Origin of the sequence: Acinetobacter sp. YH12226, assembly GCF_013417805.1 — a bacterium.
Taxonomy (GTDB): Bacteria; Pseudomonadota; Gammaproteobacteria; order Pseudomonadales; family Moraxellaceae; genus Acinetobacter.
The window spans coordinates 82,879-102,971 of the sequence record NZ_VPDG01000009.1 but is presented as its reverse complement, the minus strand read 5'-3'; the positions used below and the strand labels follow the sequence as shown (position 1 = coordinate 102,971).

Here is a 20,093-nt window from a genome sequence, read left to right as displayed (position 1 = left end):
AATTCAGGCTTTACTCTATGTCTCAACCTTTAGACGTACTAGGCGGTATTACCGCTGAACAATTCCTTAGCGAATACTGGCAAAAGAAACCTTTACTGGTGCGTAATGCAATGCCTGAAATCGCCAGTTTGCTTGAACCCAATGATGTGATGGAACTTGCGCTTGAAGAACATGTCACTGCCCGTCTCATCAAGCAGAAAGATCGTGATCCGAATCAATGGAGCGTAAAATCCTCACCTTTGCTCAAAGCAGATTTCCAGAAAATGCCCAAGCTCTGGACGCTTTTGGTTCAGGCTGTAGATCACTATTCATTTGACCTGTCGGCACTTTGGAAAAAATTCCCATTTATTCCACAATGGCGTCGCGATGACATCATGGTGTCTTATGCACCGCAAGGCGGTTCAGTCGGCAAGCATTTCGATTTCTATGATGTGTTTCTGGTACAAGGCTATGGCCATCGTCGCTGGCAGCTTGGGCAAATGTGTGATACCGAAACTCCATTTGTTCCGGGTCAACCGCTTAAATTATTGCCTGAAATAGAAGTGAACTTTGATGAAGTGCTGGCACCTGGCGACTTGCTCTATGTGCCGCCTGGTCTGGCTCATTACGGCGTGGCTGAAGATGACTGCCTGACTTATTCATTCGGTTTCCGCATGCCAAATATCAGTGACATGATGGATCGTGTCGGGGATAAATTCTCTGAAAATGAAACGCTGCGTAACCCATTGCTGGATATCATCCGTGATCAAGTCGGTGCTATCGGTGAAGTGAGCAGCAATGAGCTGGAATATCTGAAAGAACACATCATGCAGCAACTGCATAATTCCAATGTTCTCGAAGATGCCATCATGAGCTTGATGTCCGAACCTAAATATCCTGAAAACCTGCCTGAAGCAGAAGAAATCGGTACAGGTGATCTGGAAGAAGCACTCGATCAGGGCTATAGCCTGATGCTCGAACCTGCGTCACGCCTGCTTTATACTGAAACGGACGGCGACGTTCTGTTCTGGGCAAATGGTGAGGGTGTGTGCATCTCTGAGACATTTACCGCAAAACTCAAACAGCTTGCAGATGGTGAAGCGCTGTTATTCGGTGAAGACTTCGCTGATGAAGAAATTCTGGAAGATGTTGCTGCATTATTAAATGAAGCCGTGTTGATGCTGGTTCCACCGCCAGAAGACGAGTAATCTTTCCACGGTTCTATTTAGGCAATAATTTTAAGAGGATCACATGATCCTCTTTTTTATTTTTAGAGTCTAGAATTCTAACTAATTAAGGCTGATACAGCTCTAATACAACACGAATCAGCGTATCTCCTTGTTCAGATTCAATCTGGAACAATCCTCCCATGCGCTCAACCCGCATTTTCATGCTGCGCATTCCAATACTCAGACCATTTTTTTGCACCATGTCAGCATCGAAACCGATGCCATTATCCTGAATGCTTAAAGTAAGCTGATGTGGCTGGGAATATTCCAGACTGACTTTTACCTGACTGGCCTGACTATGCTTAATGATATTGGTCAGACTTTCTTCGACTACTCGGATCAAGGTCAAACACTGTAATGCCGTCGGTTCACGCTGCCAGACTTTTGGAAATGACCATTCAACTACAATCCCCATTTCTTCCATCAGCTGGGTAAAACGATAACGTACCGGTGCGATCCAGAGTACCGGCGTTTGTGGGACTTTATTTTCAATAGATGAACCACTGTCAATGATTTGTCTGAGATCATCTCTGAGCAGTTTCAGCATGGAAAGAAACTGCTGTTTAGAAACTGTTTCGCTACTTTGATCCACCAGAATCATGGAACGGACAATAGACCCTCCCAACCCGTCATGCAGTTCATGTGACAGATTAATCCGCTCTTGCAGACGAACATTGGTCAGCTCCAATTGATGTTTATCGCTCAGGCTTTTATTCAGGTCGGCACTGACCTGCTGGACTTTACGTTCTAACTGGCTATTAAATTTTTCGATTTTCCTGACATTACGATTCAAGCGTGTACCCATAATGAGCACCACAAACAAGGTAATAATCGGTGAGGTATAGGGAGATAAAGGTGAAAATTCATTGACCTTGGTTTGGTTCAACATGATCAGGTCGATAACTACACACAGCAAAATCCCCCAAAGACATAACGTCAGGAAGAGATATTCTCCATTTCGGGTTTTGATGGCCTGATAGCTGATATACACAGTACAACTGACAAAGAGCAATACATAGATGATAAACACTCCACCCAGTACCTGCTCCAAATAATCCAAAGGACTGATCATCACCAGTAGGCTGGACAGAATGCTGACCAGAATAAATCCTCGCTCCAACTGCTTAAATTTCTGTTTTACAAAGCGGATCAGATATAGACAAAAACAATGGATATAGGCAATGAAAAAAAGCATATTGGCTTTAGCTGCCGAAATCGTGGAGCGAAATGGAAAATTTTCTGTAGTCAAGACATTGGAAATAAACAGAATCCACAACAGTGAACTGAGTGCCAGCCAGCCAAAAGTGGTTTCTGAACGCCGGAATAACCAGATAATGAAACAGATCAGCCCAATCGTGGCAGAGAAAATCATATTGATCTGGAATACGGTACGGCGATCCCAGATTTTTTCCAAATACTGCTGGCTATTCACCAACACATTATTAAACTGAATATTGCCCAGGCCCGCGCTTTGGAAACTGTAGCCATTTACATAAATCAGGATTTCATTACTGTCTTTACGCAAACCGCTAATCGGGAAAACCCAGTAACGCGGCATATTCCAGCTTTTCGACAAGGGCTCTTGCAAGTTCCGGTCAGACCAAAGCAAGTCACCATTCAGGAACACGGCACCTGCCGAATTAATATAATCAATAGAAAAGGCAACCGGTTCTGCAAGGCGGATGTTGTCCTGACATGACCAACGCCAGACAATCTTGTACCAGGCACCCCCATGATAATTCTTCCAGTTATTCTGCCAGTTATCCGGCAAACGTACGCTTTGCCAGCCTGATGTCGGCATCTCGGTAGGACCCTGAGCCTGAACCTTCTGAATATATTCGATCTTCACCTGACAAAGATCATTAATCTGAAAATGGCTTTGTGCCTGACTCATCCTACAGAACAGACAGAGCCAGATGCACAGGACAAAAACACCGATCCATTTCAGTCGCTGCCGTTTGCTGCTTCTGGAACAGGCAGATGACATTACAGAATTCCCAGATGCCGTGCGGTACTGACCGCCTTGGTACGTTTACTGACCGAGAGTTTGCGGTAAATATGCTTGATATGACTTTCGACGGTATAGCGTGATACACAGAGCTGCTCGGCAATTTCACGATTACTCAGACCTTGCGCAACCAAGGACAGGATTTCCTGCTCCCGCTGTGTGAGCGTTTCCTGATCCGCAGCTGGCCTGTTCTGTTCTACTGTTCCTGAAATGATGGGAATAGAAATCTGTTTTAAAATTTCACGGGCAACAAAGGGATCAATCGGTGCACCGCCACGCAAAATACTGCGAATAGCCAAGGCGACTTCAACATCATCCCGTTCTTTCAGCACATAACCGGTCGCACCGGCCTGAATTGCCCTAAACAGGCTATCTTGGGTACTCCAGGCAGACACCACCAGAATCAACGCTTGTGCGTCCTGTTCGCGGATTTTTTCAATAATTGAAATCCCACTTCCATCTGGCAACCCCAAATCTACTAAGGCCAGTGCAATCGGCTGTTGCTGAACTATGGAATATGCTTCTTTAACCGTGTTGGCAAATAGCAGAACGTCTTCGTTATAACCTAGATTGGTTAATATAATTTTTAAACGGCGCTGAATGACATATTCATCTTCAACGATTAATACAGGTACTGGCAAGACTGCTTCTGGTGCTGTCATAAGCACGCCCCTTATATTTATTGTTATGCCCCATTGAAGATTAAAATATAAACAAAAAAGCTCTAAAAATCATGATTTTTTTCATTTATTTATAAGATTTGGTTTTATGCGCATTAGAGACACATAATATCTCTCACACTAAACACAGATAAAAAATGCCATCTGTTGATAAGATGGCAGTTCTAGATAGAAAATATTTGAAGTTATACAAGCTTCCTACTTTAAGCAGTACCGTATTGCTGTTTTAAATATTTCACAATCTCCGCTGATTCAAACATGCTTACCCCTGTATTTGGATCGACCAGATAAGGCAGCTGAATCGTATTTCCCATCATTTCAAACAACTGTTCACGCTTGCCACCCGCAAGCGGTTCATATTTCCCCGGCTTTAAACGTAACTTGGCTGGCCCATAATCCTGCCAACGTTCTTTGGCCACATTATGAAAAACAAAGGGAATTTCAAGCTCTGAGAGAATACCACGTACCACCCGGACAAAAGGACTGGCTTCAAAACCCCATAATTCCAATAGCTGTTCCGGTGCCGGACGATCAAGCACCTGTTTATTGATCCAGACTCCGCGTGCGCCATTAATAATCGTTCCGGCAAAAGCAGCAACTGGAATTTTCGGATAAGTTGCATATTTTTTTGGCGTTTTGCCAATTTTGCCATAATGCTTGAATAGATGATGGATGATCTCCTGCGATTCATACATCTGATCGCCTGTATTTTCATCCACCAAAAATGGAAAGCGGGTCTTGCCGCCCAACTGTTTTACGGCCGGACGATATTTCGTACCACCCTTAGGGCACGGATAGACTTCATAATCCAGATTGAGTAAGGTCAGCACTTCACGCACTCGACGACAAAAAGGTGAACCTTCAAATTCATAGAGCTTCAAGGCTTTTTCAGGCTGATTTGGAAACGGTGTACCCACCATCCCACGTCCACCTTCAGCGATTGAAGAGGCCAAAGCTTGTACAACTTTAATTTGATGACCCAACATACTATTTTCCTGTTTTTTGTTTTATTAAACTGAAAGACAGAATGTAAGCATTCTGTCTTTTCGGGTATAAATCAGTTTTGTTGTTATTCTTTCATGCAGAAATGCAGATTCTGGCCGATTAAGCCACTAAGGCTGTTTTGGACACCACAATACCATTATTGTCCGCATAGACATAATCGCCAGAGTTAAATGTGACCCCACCAAAACAGAGAGCGATATCGACCTCACCCACGCCTTTACGGTTGCTCTTCTGTGGAATAGCCGCCAATGCATGCACTCCCAGATCAAGTTCAGCAATCGCATCCACATCACGGACACAACCGTAAATAATGACGCCATTCCAGTGATTTTTTACCGCTGATTCTGCTATCAGGTCACCCATCAAGGCACAGCGCATTGAGGCACCACCATCCACCACCAGCACCTTGCCGGTTCCATCTGTGGCCAACAACTCTTTCACACGTGAGTTATCTTCAAAACATTTTACTGTCACAATCTGACCGCCAAAGGTTTTGCGCGCCCCATAACTCTTAAAAAATTTACCATCCAGGCAAGGTGTCACCACCTGAAGCTCTAATTCTGGATGATCATCTAACAAGTCACAGGTAACAAATGCTGCTGTAGACACGGTGTTTTCCCCTCATTTCATTTTTTGTATGCGTAAATTATCATAAATTTCAAATTTTACCGTCTGAGTTAGCGCGGCCTCGACCATAGTATGAGCCACCTGCTCGGCTGTCACTGGCTTATACGCAAAACTATCCGGAATAAAACGCGATACTTTGTGGTAAACCTGCTGCGCGATATCTTCCAAAAAACGCTGCTCTGGACGTTCACCAATGAGCAATGAAGGTCGAATCAGGCTGATTCTGTCCAGAGTCAATGTTTGTACATATTCTTCCAGCTCACCTTTGACCCGATTATAGTAAAAATGAGATTGTGGATCGGCACCCATTGCACTCAGCAACAGGTAATGCGCTGAAGTTTGTTGTAACAGCTCTGCAAAGTGAGCATTTATGGTATAGTCAATACTATAAAATGCCTGTTTGGATCCGGCTTTTTTCATGGTGCTGCCCAGGCAGCTAAAACCATGGCTATGCTTGCTGACATCCTGATCATTCAACATCAGGAAATCTTCCAGTACCAGTTGTTGAACTTTATCCAAAGCATCCAGATCATTTTGATGTTTTCTGACCACTGCAGTAATCTGCTGGCAAGTCGGCTCATCTTGCAAACGTTTTATCAGTTGTTTTCCCACCAAGCCGGTGGCACCTATCACGATGGGATGAGTCAGTGATTTAGTCATTTTTTATACGATCTCCTAGGTGGAATACTAATCTAACGTTTTCTTTAGAATTTTTCTGCATCTAAAATGTTGTCAAAGCATGTCAAGACTTGACTTCGGTGCTTAGTTTAATCAAAATATGGCACTTGTTTACGGGCTGGTGATAATTCCTCTGATGTTGGTTTTCAGTTGAGTTTCAGCCCGCCCAGACCAATCTATTTCAAGGAGTGCACGAGTGGCAAACTCTGCTCAAGCTAAAAAACGTGCTCGTCAAAACGTTAAAGCACGCAAACACAACGCAAGCTTGCGTTCTATGGTTCGTACCTATCTTAAACGTACATTAGCTGCTATCAGCACTAATGACTATGCTGTTGCTACTGAAGCGTACAAATCGCTTGTTCCAGTAATCGACCGTATGGCTGACAAAGGCATCATCCATAAAAACAAAGCAGCTCGTCATAAGAGCCGCTTGAACGCGCAAGTTAAAGCACTAGCTTCTAACTAATCGCAAATGAAAAAAGCCCTTTTTAGGGCTTTTTTTGTGCCTGAAATTTCAAGAAATCAGAAAAACAATCCGTTTAGATGCCCCTCATCTAGCCGATACGATGAGATAAAAAACTGATTCGCCCCCCCTTTTTAGATTATTGATCTTTATCCATAGAAGATGGCGAAGTGGTTTTATCCTGTTTCGTATTGTCAGTGTCCCGCTTTTGACATGCGGTTAAACCCAGAATCGCGATCAGGCTAAAAATTGTGATAATTTTCATGGTTTTTCCTCAAGATGAATATTTCTATATTTATTAAGCATAGATAATTTTTATACTTACATTATTGAATTTTCGCCCTATAAATGTAAAAGATGCAGTTTAGAATTTATTTTTATTGTTTTAGCCTGACTTTTATTGAATGATCAATATGAAACGCCATACGATCTTCATAATTTCTACCTCCCCGATAAAAAAAACTCAATTGCTGCGAACAATTGAGTTTTAAATAGATCAATTTGATTTAAGAAAGTTGAGAACGTTTAAAATCAGCAATATCCAGTTCGTGTACCTGTCCGCGCCAGATCCATTTCAGTTTGGACTCCAAAAACACATCACCTTCAAACCAGACAAACAGACCTTCCATCATTTTTGGCCAGTCTTCCCGACTGACGTCCTGACGCCCTGACATCACTGCAATCATGGCTGCGAGAATAGTATCGTGGCTGACAGCCAAACTCAGCCCATATTTATTTTGCGGATGGGTGTTGTAAATCAGTTCCAGTACATCCACCACACCATGAATCGGCTGTTTCATCCCCGGCAAGGCATTATTGACAAAACTGTTAATGAAACCGAGCGCACCCTGCTTGGCGAAATAAGGTCCAGCTTTTTGAATATCCAGTACAAAGCTACCAGGCTCCACCAGAAGTCCCTGTTCAATAATTTCAATACGATGGGTATTCTGCTCAGGGGTAACCGCATCTGCCCCTTCAATCATCAATGCAGCGGTATCAATACAACGCTGAATCGGACTCGAAATACAGTGATGAATCACGCGATCGGTTTGATCAGCCAGATAAGCCCCCCACTCTTGCGCCAGATCCCGCCCCTGATTGGTCAGTTGCAGATCATAGCCTGCCAAACCTTGACCCGGAACCTCCTCACGAATCGAATGCCGTGTGAATAAGGTGACAGGCGTTTGTACATCAGGCAATAAATCAATTGCACTCAACATACTCGGTGGAAGCAGTTTCAGGGACACGTTACAGCCAACTCTGGATTGGTAATAGGTTAAGTACCACTATAACACGCTCAGAATTTTGCTCAATGCTCGGCCTGCATGTCAGACACTGCCTGCAATGCAATAATTTTCATATCATTATTTTTATAAGCAATGAATCCACCGTTCAGCAAGGTATCACGATGATTATAAATAAATGGACGGCCTTCTAAATCAACCAGACCACCACCAATCCGTTCGAGCATACATTGACCAGCGCTGGTATCCCATTCCGAGGTCGGATGAAAACGTGGATAGATGTCTACCTGATCTTCCAGCATCATGCAAAATTTATAAGCGCTGCCCGCTTTAAATTCGGTGTAGTCAGTGAGCTTAGCCAGACTTTGCAAATACTCGGTATATTTCGGTTTCTGCTGGCTACTTTGGCTCAATCCCACAGCAATCATTTTAGTAGTTTCAAGCATTTCATAAGCAAACCATGTCATCTTTTGGATATCATATTTATAAGGCAAGCCCTGCTCAGGACAGAAATAAATCAGTTGCTGCTCCGGAACCGCCAATATGGCAAAAGTGGTCAAACTGCCTCTGACCAGACTCAAATTAATGGTAAATTCGGGGCGCTGGTGCAGAAATTCCTTGGTACCATCTAGCGGATCCAGTAACCAGAATTCTGACCATGAGCGGCGTTCATGTTCCTGTCCTTCTTCAGACAGTAAAGGCAAGCTGGAAATCTCTGCCAAAGCCTGGGTCAGATAAGTATTGACCCGAAAATCTGCCTGAGTCACCGGAGAATTATCATTTTTTTTGATGACATCAAAAGCCGCACCAGAACAATAACGCTGATATTCTTCTCGCAAAATTTCACAGGCTTGTGTCAAAATGGGCACAAACTGCAAAATCATTGGATCTTGTGGTGCTGCTGTTGCTTTAAACATAGAAAACCTAAATATGTCAAAATGCTCTGAAAAACCTACCATAATTTTCGATATGGATGGCACTTTACTTGATCTTGCCTATGATGATTTCATCTGGAACGAGTTATTGCCTGTGCGTTATGCTGCCACACATGGCTGTAGCCTGGAACACAGCCAAGCGACACTCTATGCATTCTATCAGGAACATAATCATACCTTAAACTGGTACTCTTCACGCTTCTGGACGGCTAAAGTCGAAGTCGATGTTCTGGCGATGCAAATTGAACATAAAGATAAAGTCGCCTTACGCCCCCATTGTCTTGAATTACTCGATTATCTCAAAAATAATGGCTATCCAATCTGGCTGGCCACCAATGCTGACTGTGCGGGTCTAGCATTTAAGCTGGATCATTTAAATTTAAGAGATTATTTCGATGTTATCGTCAGCTCAGAAACGATCGGACATGCCAAAGAATTTATCGAATTCTGGCAAGGCCTGAATGAACTGCATCCATTTGACCCTGCACATGCTTATTTTATTGATGATACCGAAAAAGTTCTGAATGGTGCCAAAGCCTATGGCATTCAGAACCTGTTCAGCATCCAGCAACCCTCTTCAGCCAAAGTAGCACGCCAGACTTGTAATTACCCGATGCTGCACCAATTAACAGATTTAATCACTCATTTAAATCAGGCTGAGGTAGAAAAAAAATATGCGTAAATCGTCTTTACCCGAAGATGCGGTAGGCATGCGTATAGACAAATGGCTGTGGGCAGCACGGTTTTTTAAAACCCGCTCGATTGCCAAACATGCGATTGAAGGTGGCAAAGTCCATCACAATGGTGAACGTGTCAAGGTATCGCGCGAAGTCCGTGTTGGTATGGAACTGACGATTCAGCAAGGCATCGACAAAAAAACCGTGCTGGTTAAGGAACTTTCTGATGTTCGTGGACCTGCACCCGTGGCACAAAAACTGTATGAAGAAACCGAAGTCAGTATTGCACGCCGGGAATTGATTACATCACAAAGAAAGTTGCATAATCTAGCTCGTCCCGACCATCGTCCAAGCAAGAAGGATCGTCGTGACATCAGTAGATTTAAAAATGAAAATAGTCAGAATTTCGATCAGTCATGGTCCTATAATGACGATTAAATTTAAGCGTCAGAATATGTCGTACATGCGCTGACTTTTATAGAACACTAGGGAAAATTCTGTCACTATACACCTGTGGAACAAAGCTCTAATTTAAGACATCCACTTGAGTACTAACTTAGTGACATCGTATTGAGGTTGTAAGATGGATGAGAATAAAAACAAGGCGCTCAACGCTGCCTTAAGCCAGATTGAAAAACAGTTTGGTAAAAATACAGTAATGCGTCTTGGTGACAATACCGTTCAGGCAGTTGAAGCCGTGTCTACAGGTTCTTTAACGCTGGATATCGCGCTCGGTATTGGTGGTTTACCAAAAGGTCGTATCGTCGAGATCTATGGTCCTGAATCTTCAGGTAAAACCACAATGACATTGCAAGCAATTGCAGAGTGTCAGAAAGCAGGCGGTACGTGTGCATTTATCGATGCGGAACACGCACTTGATCCTCAATATGCGCGCAAACTTGGCGTAGATATCGACAATCTGCTGGTATCGCAACCGGATCACGGTGAACAGGCACTTGAAATTGCAGACATGCTGGTACGTTCTGGCGCGATCGACATGATCGTTGTCGATTCTGTTGCTGCATTGACACCACGTGCCGAAATTGAAGGCGAAATGGGTGACTCGCATATGGGTCTGCAAGCCCGTTTGATGAGCCAGGCACTGCGTAAAATTACCGGTAATGCCAAACGCTCAAACTGTATGGTGATCTTCATTAACCAGATTCGTATGAAGATTGGCGTCATGTTTGGTAGCCCGGAAACCACAACCGGTGGTAATGCACTGAAATTCTATGCCTCTGTTCGCTTGGACATCCGTCGTATTGGCCAAGTGAAAGAAGGTGACGAGATTGTTGGTTCTGAAACCAAAGTCAAAGTCGTGAAAAACAAAATGGCGCCTCCGTTTAAAGAAGCTTTATTCCAGATTCTTTATGGCAAAGGTGTTAACCATCTAGGTGAATTGATCGACCTTGCTGTACAGCAAGAAATCGTGCAGAAAGCTGGTGCGTGGTATTCTTATCAAGGCGACAAAATTGGCCAGGGTAAGAACAACACCATCCGTTATCTGGAAGAGCATAAAGAAATGGCTCAGACGATTGAAAAACTGATTCGTGACCAGCTTCTGACTAAAGCAGTGGTTGTTGAAGAAGACGATAGCAAGGAAGAACCTGACTTTTTAGATGCATGATCTTATTAGATGCATCATCTTTAAACGTCAATACACAGCGCCCTCCGGGGCGTTTTGTTATTATATAGGGAATCTAAAATCCGAGAGAATCATGTCAGACGCGAAATTCAGCAAACTGCTCGATTATGAAACTTTAAAACAGCAATTTGGTGATACTGAAGATCAAGCTCAACCTGCAAAAAGTGCGATCCAAGACGCTCCTGAATTTAATCCTGAAGAACGTTTGTTTTCCTCTACCCCAACTCAGGATGAGAAGAACCCGGGACTGACAGGCTCACGCTTACGTTCTTATGCCTTTGCCGTACTGACGCGCAAGGAATATTCCAAAGCCGAACTGATCGAGAAATTAAGCCTTTATGCAGAGCATCGTGATGAAGTCATTACCTTAGTGGAAGAGTTGTCCCGTGAGAACTATCAAAGTGATCAGCGTGTGGCGGAAACCATGTTGTCGAGTCAAAAGCGTAAAGGCAAAGGTCCCAATCAAATTAAAATGAAACTCAAGAGCAAAAAGATTGATACTGCTCTGATTTCAGAAGAACTCAAAGAAACCGACTGGGTTCAACAAGCCTATGAACTAAAAGTCAAAAAATATGGGACTGAGGTCACTGAAGACCTGAAGCTCAAAGCCAAACAGATCCGTTTTCTAATGTATCGTGGTTTTGAAATGGATGCGATTATCAAGGCGATTAACCGTAAAGCAGAAGATTAATTCTTATCTTCTTTGAAAGTCTTAATGCACGTATAAGTATATTGGTTATTTATCCAATATTAGCTGCAAAATAAAGTACGACATAAAATAATAATGATCTGAATCATTAAAATAATAAGATAGTGCTGTTTGATGACATTGAAAAAGGAATGATATTTGAGAATAGAAAACTGCGAATTCGCATTGTTATTATAATAAGAATATGGTGGCAACCCTACCAGCAAAGCTCCGGCACATCATAGTTCTATTACCGTTGCTACCTTCCGGTCCTGGCGGGGTTCATAGAGTACAATTGCGAAGTAACCAGCAGGGCTACCATTACAAAAACAGAGTATAGAGATTTTTAATCAAGTTGCAAGCCTTGTTCCGCAAAATAATCCCTCAAGCTATCCGTTTGATTATTTTAAAAACAATATTGATATTTCTGCTGATTTTTAAGGGATCTTCACAATCAATCCATCAACACTCAGATTCACATGATCTTTGTAAAACCTTGTTGCATTTTCTAAAAATGCCGTTTTTAATGTGTGCAATGTATATGAATGATCTACTTTGAAAAGATGAGCAGCGGATCCGCATCTCACAAAGAATTATGGAAATTTTATGATGTTTAAAAAGACCGTATTGTGTGTAGTGACAGCACTCTTTACCACACCTCTATTTGCCAATATTCCGATTGAATCGCGCGGCTTGAGCCAAGCTACAAATCAAACCACAGTAAATACCCCAGCGGCAATTGCGGCTGGTGCAACTCCAGCAGTTCAAACCAATACCAGCTGGCAAATCATGCAAAAGAACCAGCAGCTCGAGAATGACCTGCGGATTTTGCGCGGTAAAATGGAAGAACAGGAAAATGAGATTGAACGGCTCAAAAATGAACTGACTAATCGTTATGCCGATCTCGATCAGCGTCTTGAACTGTTGCAGCAAAAAATTGAACCTGCTGAAGACAATCCAACGGAGGAAAACCCACAGGATACTGCACCCAGCCTAAGCGCAAATAAGGTCAATACAGCAAGCAGCGGACAGCAACCTGCTGAGCTGGAAAAAGCCGCTTATACCGTGGCTTTAGATGCTTATAAAAATGGCGGTGCAGCCAAAGCCATTGCCCCGATGCAAAACTTTATTAAAAACAATCCGAATAGCGTTTATATCAGCAATGCTTATTTCTGGTTAGCGGAATTCAATCTGGCGATTGACCCACCAAAATTTGCTGAAGCGAAACGTAATTATCTGATTGTCGTTGACCGCTATCCAAATTCTGCGAAAGCCTCCACTGCCCTGTATCAGCTTTATAACATCAGCAAAGATGTTGAAAAGAATGCTACGCTTGCTTCGCAATACAAAACAAAGCTATTGAAGAATTATCCGAAAGCTGAGGAAATTAAATTTCTTAAGTAAAATAGAAATTCCCAAAATAAAAAAGACACCTTCAGGTGTCTTTTTTATTATATTAAACTTTTAGCGCACAATACCACGTTTCGACTGTTCAAGAGAATCGATTAAACGCTGTACCTCAGCCACTTCAGGCAAAATTCCTGTACGGATCTGCTCGATTGCTTCCTGAGTCGTTAAACCTGATTTATAAATCAGTTTAAAGGCATCACGTAAACCGCTGATTACGGTCTTTGACCAGCCTTTACGACGCATACCTTCAATGTTCATAGCAAATGCATGCGCAGGATTACCTGAAACCATTACATAGGCCGGTACATCTTTCAGAATCAGTGATGCCCCACCAATCATGCTATAAGAATCAATCTTACAGAACTGATGAATGCCCGAGTTTCCGCCAATGACGACGTAGTCCCCGACATGGACATGTCCAGCCACACCGACGTTATTAGCAAAGATATTATAATCTCCGACCATACAGTCATGTGCAATATGCGTATTCACCATGAGCAGGTTATGACTACCGATCTTGGTCAGGCTCTGGTCCTGAACCGTGCCACGATGCAGACTGCAATGCTCACGAATCTTGTTGTGATCGCCAATCTCAAGCCAGGTTTCTTCACCGGCATACTTAAGATCCTGACACACCTCACCTACACTGGCGAACTGGAAAATTTCATTATATTCACCTATACGCGTATAGCCACCCACCACCACGTGTGAATGAAGTTTGCTACCCGCACCAATAGTGACATTTGGCCCGATAATACAATATGGGCCAATTTCTACATCAGCAGCAATGACTGCTGATGGGTCAATAATGGCAGTTGGATGAATAAGGGGATTATTGCTCATGCCTGCTCGACTTTTTGATGCGAAACCATAATTTCCGCGGTTGTTGCGACGACGCCATCTACAGTGGCAATACAATTATATTTGTAAATGCCCCGCTTTTGCATCACTAATTCAGATTTTAAAACCAATTGGTCACCTGCAACCACCTGTTTTTTAAATCTAACTTTTTCCGCACCGGCAAACAGGAACAAAGAACCCTCACTTGGCACTTCATTATTCATCACAAAACCCAGAATTCCAGAGATTTGTGCCAGCGCTTCAACAATTAGTACACCTGGCATAATTGGATAATTCGGAAAATGGCCCTGTAAAAACTCTTCATTAATTGAGACGTTTTTATAACCAACAATGCCATTATCGGTAATTTCGACAACGCGATCAACCAATAAAAATGGATAGCGATGGGGCAAATATTCACGAATCTTTTGAATATTCATTGGCAATTCAGGCTTCGTGAATGTAGGCAAATTCGACTCTGTCATCATAATTATTTACGCAACTTAAATGTTGATTCAATGGACTCAATCTGAGATTGCATATAATCTAGTCGTTTGATCACCTGGGTCAATGGCACATCTGCTAATTGTCTGAGGCGAACCACGGTACGTTTCCATTTCTGGTTTTCAAACAGACCAATCCCGGATGAATATTTTCCAGCTTCAGAAATATTATTTGTCACCATTGACATTCCGGTCAACGTCACATTATCGGCAATATTCAAGTGTCCAGAAATCGCAGAGGCACCACCAATGATACAGTTTTTGCCAATTGAAACACTTCCTGCAACGGCAGTTTTTGCAGCAATCGCGGTATGTGCACCAATTTTAACGTTATGCGCGATTTGCACAAGATTATCAATAATAACACCCTGTTGCAAAATCGTATCATCCAGTGCACCACGGTCTACGCTACAATTTGACCCAATACGCACATCATCCTCAATGCGTACAGAACCTAATTGCGCAATACGGTGCCATTTACCTTGATAAGGTGCAAAACCAAACCCTTCGCTGCCAATCACGCTATTAGCATGAATACGCACCCGATTACCAATTTTTGCTGCGCCGGTGAGGGTCACATGTGAGTCAATAAAACAGTCCTGACCGATTTCGACATCATCATCGATCTGCACATGCGCCTGAACAATCGTATTCGCACCCACGACACAATGCTCACCAATCACCACATAATGACCAATATAAGCATCGTCCGCGATCATTGCCGACGGGTGAATTTGAGCCGTACTTTCAATGCCACGCTGGCGATGTTTTTTCTCAAAGACATGCGTCAGAATCGCAAAAGCCAGATAGGGATTTGCCACAACAATAAAGTTTTGATGTGAAGTTATCTGTTGTTTTAGTTCAGTCGTGACAATTAAAGCACCTGCCTGACTTTGATTGGCCTGCTCTACATATTTATCGGCATTCACAAATGCCAGATCGTGTGAAGTTGCCTGTTCAAGACTGGCCAAAGCGCTCAAACGCAAATCTGTCTGACCTATGCACTCGCCTTGAACCAGGCGAGCGAGATCAGCTAACTGAAGCTGTTGATGATTCATTGATTATTTAATTGCATTAACCTTTTGAATCATTTTATCAGTTAAATCATATTTAGCATCATAAGCAAGTGCTGAATTTTTATTTAAAACCACATCGAGGTTATTTTCTCTACGTAATTGTTCAGCAATTTGCTTTATACGTGCATCAAATACAGCCCGGATCTGCTGAATCGAGCTTTGAACATTCGTCTGTACAGATTGTTGTAACTGATTCAATTCTTGCAACTTAGCCTGATATTGCGCAGACATTTTCTGTTTTTCAGTCTCACTGAGCTTGGTATTGGATTGAGCACGTTGCTGTAAAGCTTCCAGCTCTTTGCTGAGTTGCTCAATCTTGGTGGTTTGTGGCTGAATTTTTTGCTGAAATATCGTGTTTTGTTGTTTCAGATATGTACTACCTTCAACCACACGCTCCAAGTCAATTACCCCCATGCTAGCCGCTTGAGTCAAAGGAGCAACACTTGACAAAGCCAGACTCATTGCCATAATCATTTTTTTCATATTCTTACTCATTCAAAAAAATTTGCTCACAAAACCTGCAGGCTTTATGAGCAAAATTTAGTTTCTAGGTCAAAACGATTTTAGAAAGTACGTCCAATTTCGAACTGGATGTTTTTAGTATCATCACCGTCTTTTTTATTCAACGGATAAGCATAGCTAAGTGATAGTGGGCCAATCATGGTGATCCAGGTGAAACCTGCACCCACGCTATAGCGCATATTGCCGGCATCAAAATCAAAGTTGTCTTTACAGTATTGACGTAAGTCAGCAGATTGTGAAACATCACAGTTTGTGTCAAAAACTTGCGCACCTTCTGCAAAAAGAACCGGACGAACCTGACGAGCCCAATCCCCTTTAAATGGCACTGGAAGTACCAGCTCAGTACCAAATTGCACTAGAGCATTACCACCCACTTCCTCCGGATCAAAGTTGCTTAAGCCCGCATTTTCTGCATAGACACTGTCATACTTTGGACCTAGAGTACTGTTCTCATAACCACGAACTGAACCGAAACCACCAGCATAGAAATTCTTGTAAAATGGCAGGTCATTACCATAACCCAACTTACCATAACCGCGCAGGACAAAATCTTTGCCTAATGGGAAAAATGCCTGAGCGTCATAAGTGACTTTTTGATACTCGACATCACTGCCTGGCAATGCAATTTCAGCATTCACACGATGTGACATGCCCGTTGTCGGGAACATTGGACGGTTTAAAGTATTATAAGACCAGCCCAAGTTTAAGTTATAAGTTAAATACTCGCCTTGAAATCTGTCTGGTTTTGACACTGTTGTACAAGGATTAGCATCATCTATACAATAAGGACTCTGGCCTATTGATTTACCATCATTAGCTAAAAGGTAGTCACGAACATAGGTGGATACACCATTACCAGTGGTTACTTCAGTCTGATCAACATTCAGACCCAAGCTGACACTCTGGTTTTCATCAATTGGATAACCAAAGTTAATCCCACCACCAAAACTGTCTGTCACATAGTTGTTGACGTTATAGTCATCATCCAGCTTGGTTTTACGGTAATACATGTTATAACCGCGACGCACACCATCAATGGTGAAGTACGGGTCCATCACGCTCAAGTTATAATAATCTTGAGTTTCAGAACGCGACAAATCGATTGAAACACTATTACCGGTACCCAAGAAGTTGGTCTGGCTTAAGCCTGCCTGGAAAGTCACACCACCACTTTGCGAGAAACCGACAGCCAAAGTACTAGTACCTGAATGCTGCTCTTCAACGGCAACATTCAAGTCCACCTGATCTGGTGCACCCGGAATACGTGCAGGTTTGATATCGACAGTTTTAAAGAAACCGGTACGCTCTAGACGGACCTTAGACAGGTCAATTTTTTCATTACTGGCAAGCGCACCTTCCATTTGGCGCATTTCACGACGTAATACTTCATCTGCAGTTTTCGTATTGCCAGTGAAATTAATACGTCTTACCGTAACTTGCTGACCCGGATTAATATAATAATTTAGATCAACCAGTTTGGTTTCGTTGTTAATTTGAGGAACAATATTGACTTCTGCATAGTAATAACCTGCATTACCATACTTACGCTGCAATAACTGCTTAACCGCGTTGACTTTTTCCTGCGAATAAATTTCGCCTTCTTTGAAAATTTGTAAAGCCTGTAATTCTTCAGTCTTATAAAGTGCATCACCTAAATATTTGGTTTGACCAAATTTAAATTGTTCGCCTTCATCCACAGAAACTTCGATGAAAACATTCTTTTTATCTTCACTCAAGTTCAGGCTGGAATTGGTAATATTAAAATTGATATAACCGCGATTCAGATACATGGCACGCAAAGCTTCTAGGCTCGCCGCCATCTTTTCACGTGCATAACGGTCATTACGCGAAATGACCGAACTCCAGCCACTTTCTTTTACGGCAAAGGCCTGCTTGATATCAGACTCTTTAAATACGGTATTCCCGATAATATTGATATCGAAAACTTTAGCCGCTTTACCTTCAATAAAATCAATCAGCAATTCAACACGGTTATTTGGTCGAGGCGTCGTGGTGACCGTAATATCGGCATCATAACGACCTTGCTGCATGTATTGCTGTTCAAGTTCAGTTTCAATAGTTTGCAGCGCTGATTTTTTCAGCACTTCGCCTTCAGCCAGACCCATTTTTTTCAGGCCTTCTTCAAGCGCTTCCTTAGGAATCAGCTTATTGCCTTTCAATTCGATTTTCGAAATAACCGGGCGTTCAACCACTTGGAAAACCAAGGTATTGCCCTGCTGAACGGCTTTAATGTCATCAAACAGGCCTGATGCATACATGCTACGAATTGCATTGGCAATGATTGGATCATTGACCCGATCACCACTGTTAATTGGCACTAGGCCATACACATTGTCAGGAGTTAAACGTACTAATCCATCAAATTTTATATCTTGTACAATGAATTCATCTGCTGCATATACTTGTTGTGCTACTGCCATTGCACTAACGAGTGCCAGAGGCATAAATAAATGTGTGTGCTGCATGCCAGTCTTTTCCGCTGTTAATTTATTCCATTTACGTTGTTATAAACGCATAAAATCATTAAATAATGCCAGAAGCATCATACTGCCGAGCAGTACCATACCAATTTTTAGTCCAACCAATTGTATTTGTTCGGAAACAGGTTTACCACGAATTAATTCAACAAAATAGTAAACCAGATGTCCGCCATCAAGCATTGGAATGGGTAGTAGATTTAATATTCCTAAACTTACACTCATTAGCGCCATAAAGGAAATAAAAGTTTCCCAGCCCATTTCTGCGCTTTGTCCTGCCACTTTGGCAATGGTAATTGGACCTGATAAATTATCCAGACCAATCAGACCGCGTACCATTTTGACAATCGAGTTCAGAATCATCGAAGATAAATGTGCTGTTTTATCAAATGCCATTACCAGTGCTTCGCCTGGCGAGTAATGAATGGTCTGTTTATATTCTGCAGGAATGTTCAGTTTACCCGGATCGCTTTGTACGCCCAGCATACCAGTCACATTGCCCATATTGTCACGTTTACCTTGTGGCATGACTTCCAGCTGAACCACCTGATTTTCGCGTAGTACATCCATTTTGAGTAATTTTTCTGGAGATGCCTGTACCACCTGCACCACATCAAACCAGTCTTTCATCTGAACGCCGTCAATGGCCAGAATCTTGTCGCCTTCTTTCAAACCTTGACGGATGGCTGCACCATCTTCACTCAGTTTGCTGATCACTGCCGGAATTTCTGGCCGATAAGGCAAGAAACCCAGGCTTTCTAGTGGCGATTGACTTTGATCTTTTAAATAGTTTTGAATCGGCAACTGGAACAATTTGTTTTCACCAGCGCGATCTGCCTGAATAGAAACCACACCAGTTTCACCAACACGATCCACCAAGGCATAACTGAGTTTTTCCCAGGTTTCCACCTGAGTACCATCCACAGCTACAATTTTGTCGCCCGGCTGCATTTGTACGGTTGCAGCAGGCGTATTTGGTAAAACTTTACCCACACGGGTATTGAGCTGTTCTTGTGCCGGTAAAAATAACACCCAGAATAGAAGAACTGCAAAAATCAGGTTGATTAATGGTCCCGCTGCCACGATGGCGATTCGTTTCCACGGATGCTGACGATTGAAGGCTTTGGGTAAGTCCTCTTCAGAGACATTACCTTCGCGTTCATCCAGCATCTTGACATAGCCACCCAAAGGCAAGGCAGACAATTGATACTGAATTCCGGATTTTTTCGAGGTCCATTTTAATAATGTTGGCCCAAATCCAATGGAATAGACCAATACTTTAACGCCCAGTTTACGCGCCACAATATAGTGACCGAACTCATGAATCGCAATTAAGGGACCGAGTAAGAGAATTGCAGCGGCAATCATAAACAAGGCATTCATATC

General features: G+C 42.6%; 21 protein-coding genes and 1 other RNA gene. 7 read left to right on the top strand and 15 right to left on the bottom strand.

Going from position 1 to position 20,093, the window contains the following annotated elements:
• Positions 1-17: 17 nt before the first annotated feature.
• Entirely contained in the window at positions 18-1,187 is a 1,170-nt protein-coding gene (locus tag FTV08_RS10575) for a cupin domain-containing protein (RefSeq protein ID WP_004279861.1), read from the top strand.
• An 85-nt stretch (positions 1,188-1,272) separates the two neighbouring features.
• Here FTV08_RS10575 and FTV08_RS10570 read toward each other — a convergent pair whose 3' ends face one another.
• The 5 genes from FTV08_RS10570 to FTV08_RS10550 all read right to left on the bottom strand — a co-directional run bounded on the left by FTV08_RS10570 (position 1,273) and on the right by FTV08_RS10550 (position 6,188).
• Positions 1,273-3,195, bottom strand: a complete 1,923-nt coding sequence (locus tag FTV08_RS10570; protein WP_180087280.1) for an ATP-binding protein — start codon at positions 3,193-3,195, stop codon at positions 1,273-1,275.
• Complete coding sequence (locus FTV08_RS10565) at positions 3,195-3,878, bottom strand: response regulator transcription factor (RefSeq protein ID WP_180087279.1); 684 nt, start codon at positions 3,876-3,878, stop codon at positions 3,195-3,197. The genes FTV08_RS10570 and FTV08_RS10565 overlap by 1 nt, the downstream gene beginning before the upstream one ends.
• 221 nt (positions 3,879-4,099) lie before the next feature.
• Entirely contained in the window at positions 4,100-4,882 is a 783-nt protein-coding gene (locus tag FTV08_RS10560) for a glutathione S-transferase N-terminal domain-containing protein (protein WP_180087278.1), read from the bottom strand.
• Between the two features lie 118 nt (positions 4,883-5,000).
• On the bottom strand, positions 5,001-5,510 hold the full coding sequence (gene rraA / locus FTV08_RS10555; RefSeq protein WP_180087277.1) for a ribonuclease E activity regulator RraA: 510 nt from the start codon (positions 5,508-5,510) through the stop codon (positions 5,001-5,003).
• Positions 5,511-5,522: 12 nt separating this feature from the next.
• Positions 5,523-6,188 carry an NAD(P)H-binding protein gene (locus tag FTV08_RS10550; protein ID WP_004279867.1) on the bottom strand — a complete coding sequence of 222 codons (666 nt, stop codon included), beginning with the start codon at positions 6,186-6,188 and terminating at the stop codon, positions 5,523-5,525.
• Positions 6,189-6,402: 214 nt separating this feature from the next.
• On the opposite strand from FTV08_RS10550, the gene rpsT reads away from it, so the two are divergent.
• The gene (gene rpsT / locus FTV08_RS10545) at positions 6,403-6,672 is read left to right on the top strand and encodes a 30S ribosomal protein S20 (RefSeq protein ID WP_004279868.1); all 270 of its coding nucleotides are present in this window, start codon (positions 6,403-6,405) and stop codon (positions 6,670-6,672) included.
• Positions 6,673-6,808: 136 nt separating this feature from the next.
• On the opposite strand, the gene FTV08_RS16245 is transcribed toward rpsT, so the two are convergent.
• From FTV08_RS16245 to FTV08_RS10535, 3 genes are all read right to left on the bottom strand, one after another.
• Positions 6,809-6,934 carry a hypothetical protein gene (locus FTV08_RS16245; protein WP_004729839.1) on the bottom strand — a complete coding sequence of 42 codons (126 nt, stop codon included), beginning with the start codon at positions 6,932-6,934 and terminating at the stop codon, positions 6,809-6,811.
• Between the two features lie 241 nt (positions 6,935-7,175).
• Positions 7,176-7,916: a histidine phosphatase family protein gene (locus FTV08_RS10540; RefSeq protein ID WP_004279869.1), complete on the bottom strand. Its 741-nt coding sequence runs from the start codon at positions 7,914-7,916 to the stop codon at positions 7,176-7,178.
• 62 nt (positions 7,917-7,978) lie between these two features.
• Positions 7,979-8,830 (bottom strand): 3'(2'),5'-bisphosphate nucleotidase CysQ, encoded by an 852-nt coding sequence (locus tag FTV08_RS10535; RefSeq protein ID WP_005246616.1) that lies wholly within the window; start codon positions 8,828-8,830, stop codon positions 7,979-7,981.
• A gap of 13 nt (positions 8,831-8,843) precedes the next feature.
• Between FTV08_RS10535 and FTV08_RS10530 the strand changes: the two genes are divergently transcribed.
• The 4 genes from FTV08_RS10530 (at position 8,844) to FTV08_RS10515 (ending at position 11,861) form a co-directional block, all read left to right on the top strand.
• Positions 8,844-9,530, top strand: coding sequence for an HAD-IA family hydrolase (locus FTV08_RS10530; RefSeq protein ID WP_180087276.1), 687 nt, complete (start codon positions 8,844-8,846; stop codon positions 9,528-9,530).
• Positions 9,523-9,963 carry an RNA-binding S4 domain-containing protein gene (locus FTV08_RS10525; protein ID WP_004646726.1) on the top strand — a complete coding sequence of 147 codons (441 nt, stop codon included), beginning with the start codon at positions 9,523-9,525 and terminating at the stop codon, positions 9,961-9,963. Before FTV08_RS10530 ends, FTV08_RS10525 begins: the two co-directional genes overlap by 8 nt.
• 145 nt (positions 9,964-10,108) lie before the next feature.
• Positions 10,109-11,152 (top strand): recombinase RecA, encoded by a 1,044-nt coding sequence (gene recA, locus FTV08_RS10520; protein ID WP_004279873.1) that lies wholly within the window; start codon positions 10,109-10,111, stop codon positions 11,150-11,152.
• A gap of 91 nt (positions 11,153-11,243) precedes the next feature.
• Positions 11,244-11,861, top strand: a complete 618-nt coding sequence (locus FTV08_RS10515; RefSeq protein WP_180087275.1) for a regulatory protein RecX — start codon at positions 11,244-11,246, stop codon at positions 11,859-11,861.
• A 212-nt stretch (positions 11,862-12,073) separates the two neighbouring features.
• Here FTV08_RS10515 and ffs read toward each other — a convergent pair.
• An RNA gene (gene ffs, locus FTV08_RS10510) (signal recognition particle sRNA small type) lies at positions 12,074-12,170 on the bottom strand.
• Positions 12,171-12,464: 294 nt separating this feature from the next.
• On the opposite strand from ffs, the gene FTV08_RS10505 reads away from it, so the two are divergent.
• On the top strand, positions 12,465-13,262 hold the full coding sequence (locus tag FTV08_RS10505) for a YbgF trimerization domain-containing protein (protein WP_180087274.1): 798 nt from the start codon (positions 12,465-12,467) through the stop codon (positions 13,260-13,262).
• Positions 13,263-13,322: 60 nt separating this feature from the next.
• On the opposite strand, the gene lpxA is transcribed toward FTV08_RS10505, so the two are convergent.
• From lpxA to rseP, 6 genes are all read right to left on the bottom strand, one after another.
• Positions 13,323-14,111, bottom strand: coding sequence for an acyl-ACP--UDP-N-acetylglucosamine O-acyltransferase (gene lpxA, locus FTV08_RS10500; protein WP_004279876.1), 789 nt, complete (start codon positions 14,109-14,111; stop codon positions 13,323-13,325).
• A complete protein-coding gene (gene fabZ / locus FTV08_RS10495; protein ID WP_026055766.1) occupies positions 14,108-14,593 on the bottom strand; it encodes a 3-hydroxyacyl-ACP dehydratase FabZ in 486 nt (161 codons plus the stop codon). Before fabZ ends, lpxA begins: the two co-directional genes overlap by 4 nt.
• Before the next feature lie 5 nt (positions 14,594-14,598).
• Entirely contained in the window at positions 14,599-15,669 is a 1,071-nt protein-coding gene (gene lpxD, locus FTV08_RS10490) for a UDP-3-O-(3-hydroxymyristoyl)glucosamine N-acyltransferase (RefSeq protein WP_180087273.1), read from the bottom strand.
• Between the two features lie 3 nt (positions 15,670-15,672).
• Positions 15,673-16,170: an OmpH family outer membrane protein gene (locus FTV08_RS10485; RefSeq protein ID WP_180087272.1), complete on the bottom strand. Its 498-nt coding sequence runs from the start codon at positions 16,168-16,170 to the stop codon at positions 15,673-15,675.
• A gap of 80 nt (positions 16,171-16,250) precedes the next feature.
• Positions 16,251-18,695 (bottom strand): outer membrane protein assembly factor BamA, encoded by a 2,445-nt coding sequence (gene bamA / locus FTV08_RS10480; protein ID WP_180087271.1) that lies wholly within the window; start codon positions 18,693-18,695, stop codon positions 16,251-16,253.
• 39 nt (positions 18,696-18,734) lie between these two features.
• Positions 18,735-20,090 carry an RIP metalloprotease RseP gene (gene rseP, locus FTV08_RS10475; protein WP_180087270.1) on the bottom strand — a complete coding sequence of 452 codons (1,356 nt, stop codon included), beginning with the start codon at positions 20,088-20,090 and terminating at the stop codon, positions 18,735-18,737.
• Positions 20,091-20,093: the final 3 nt, after the last annotated feature.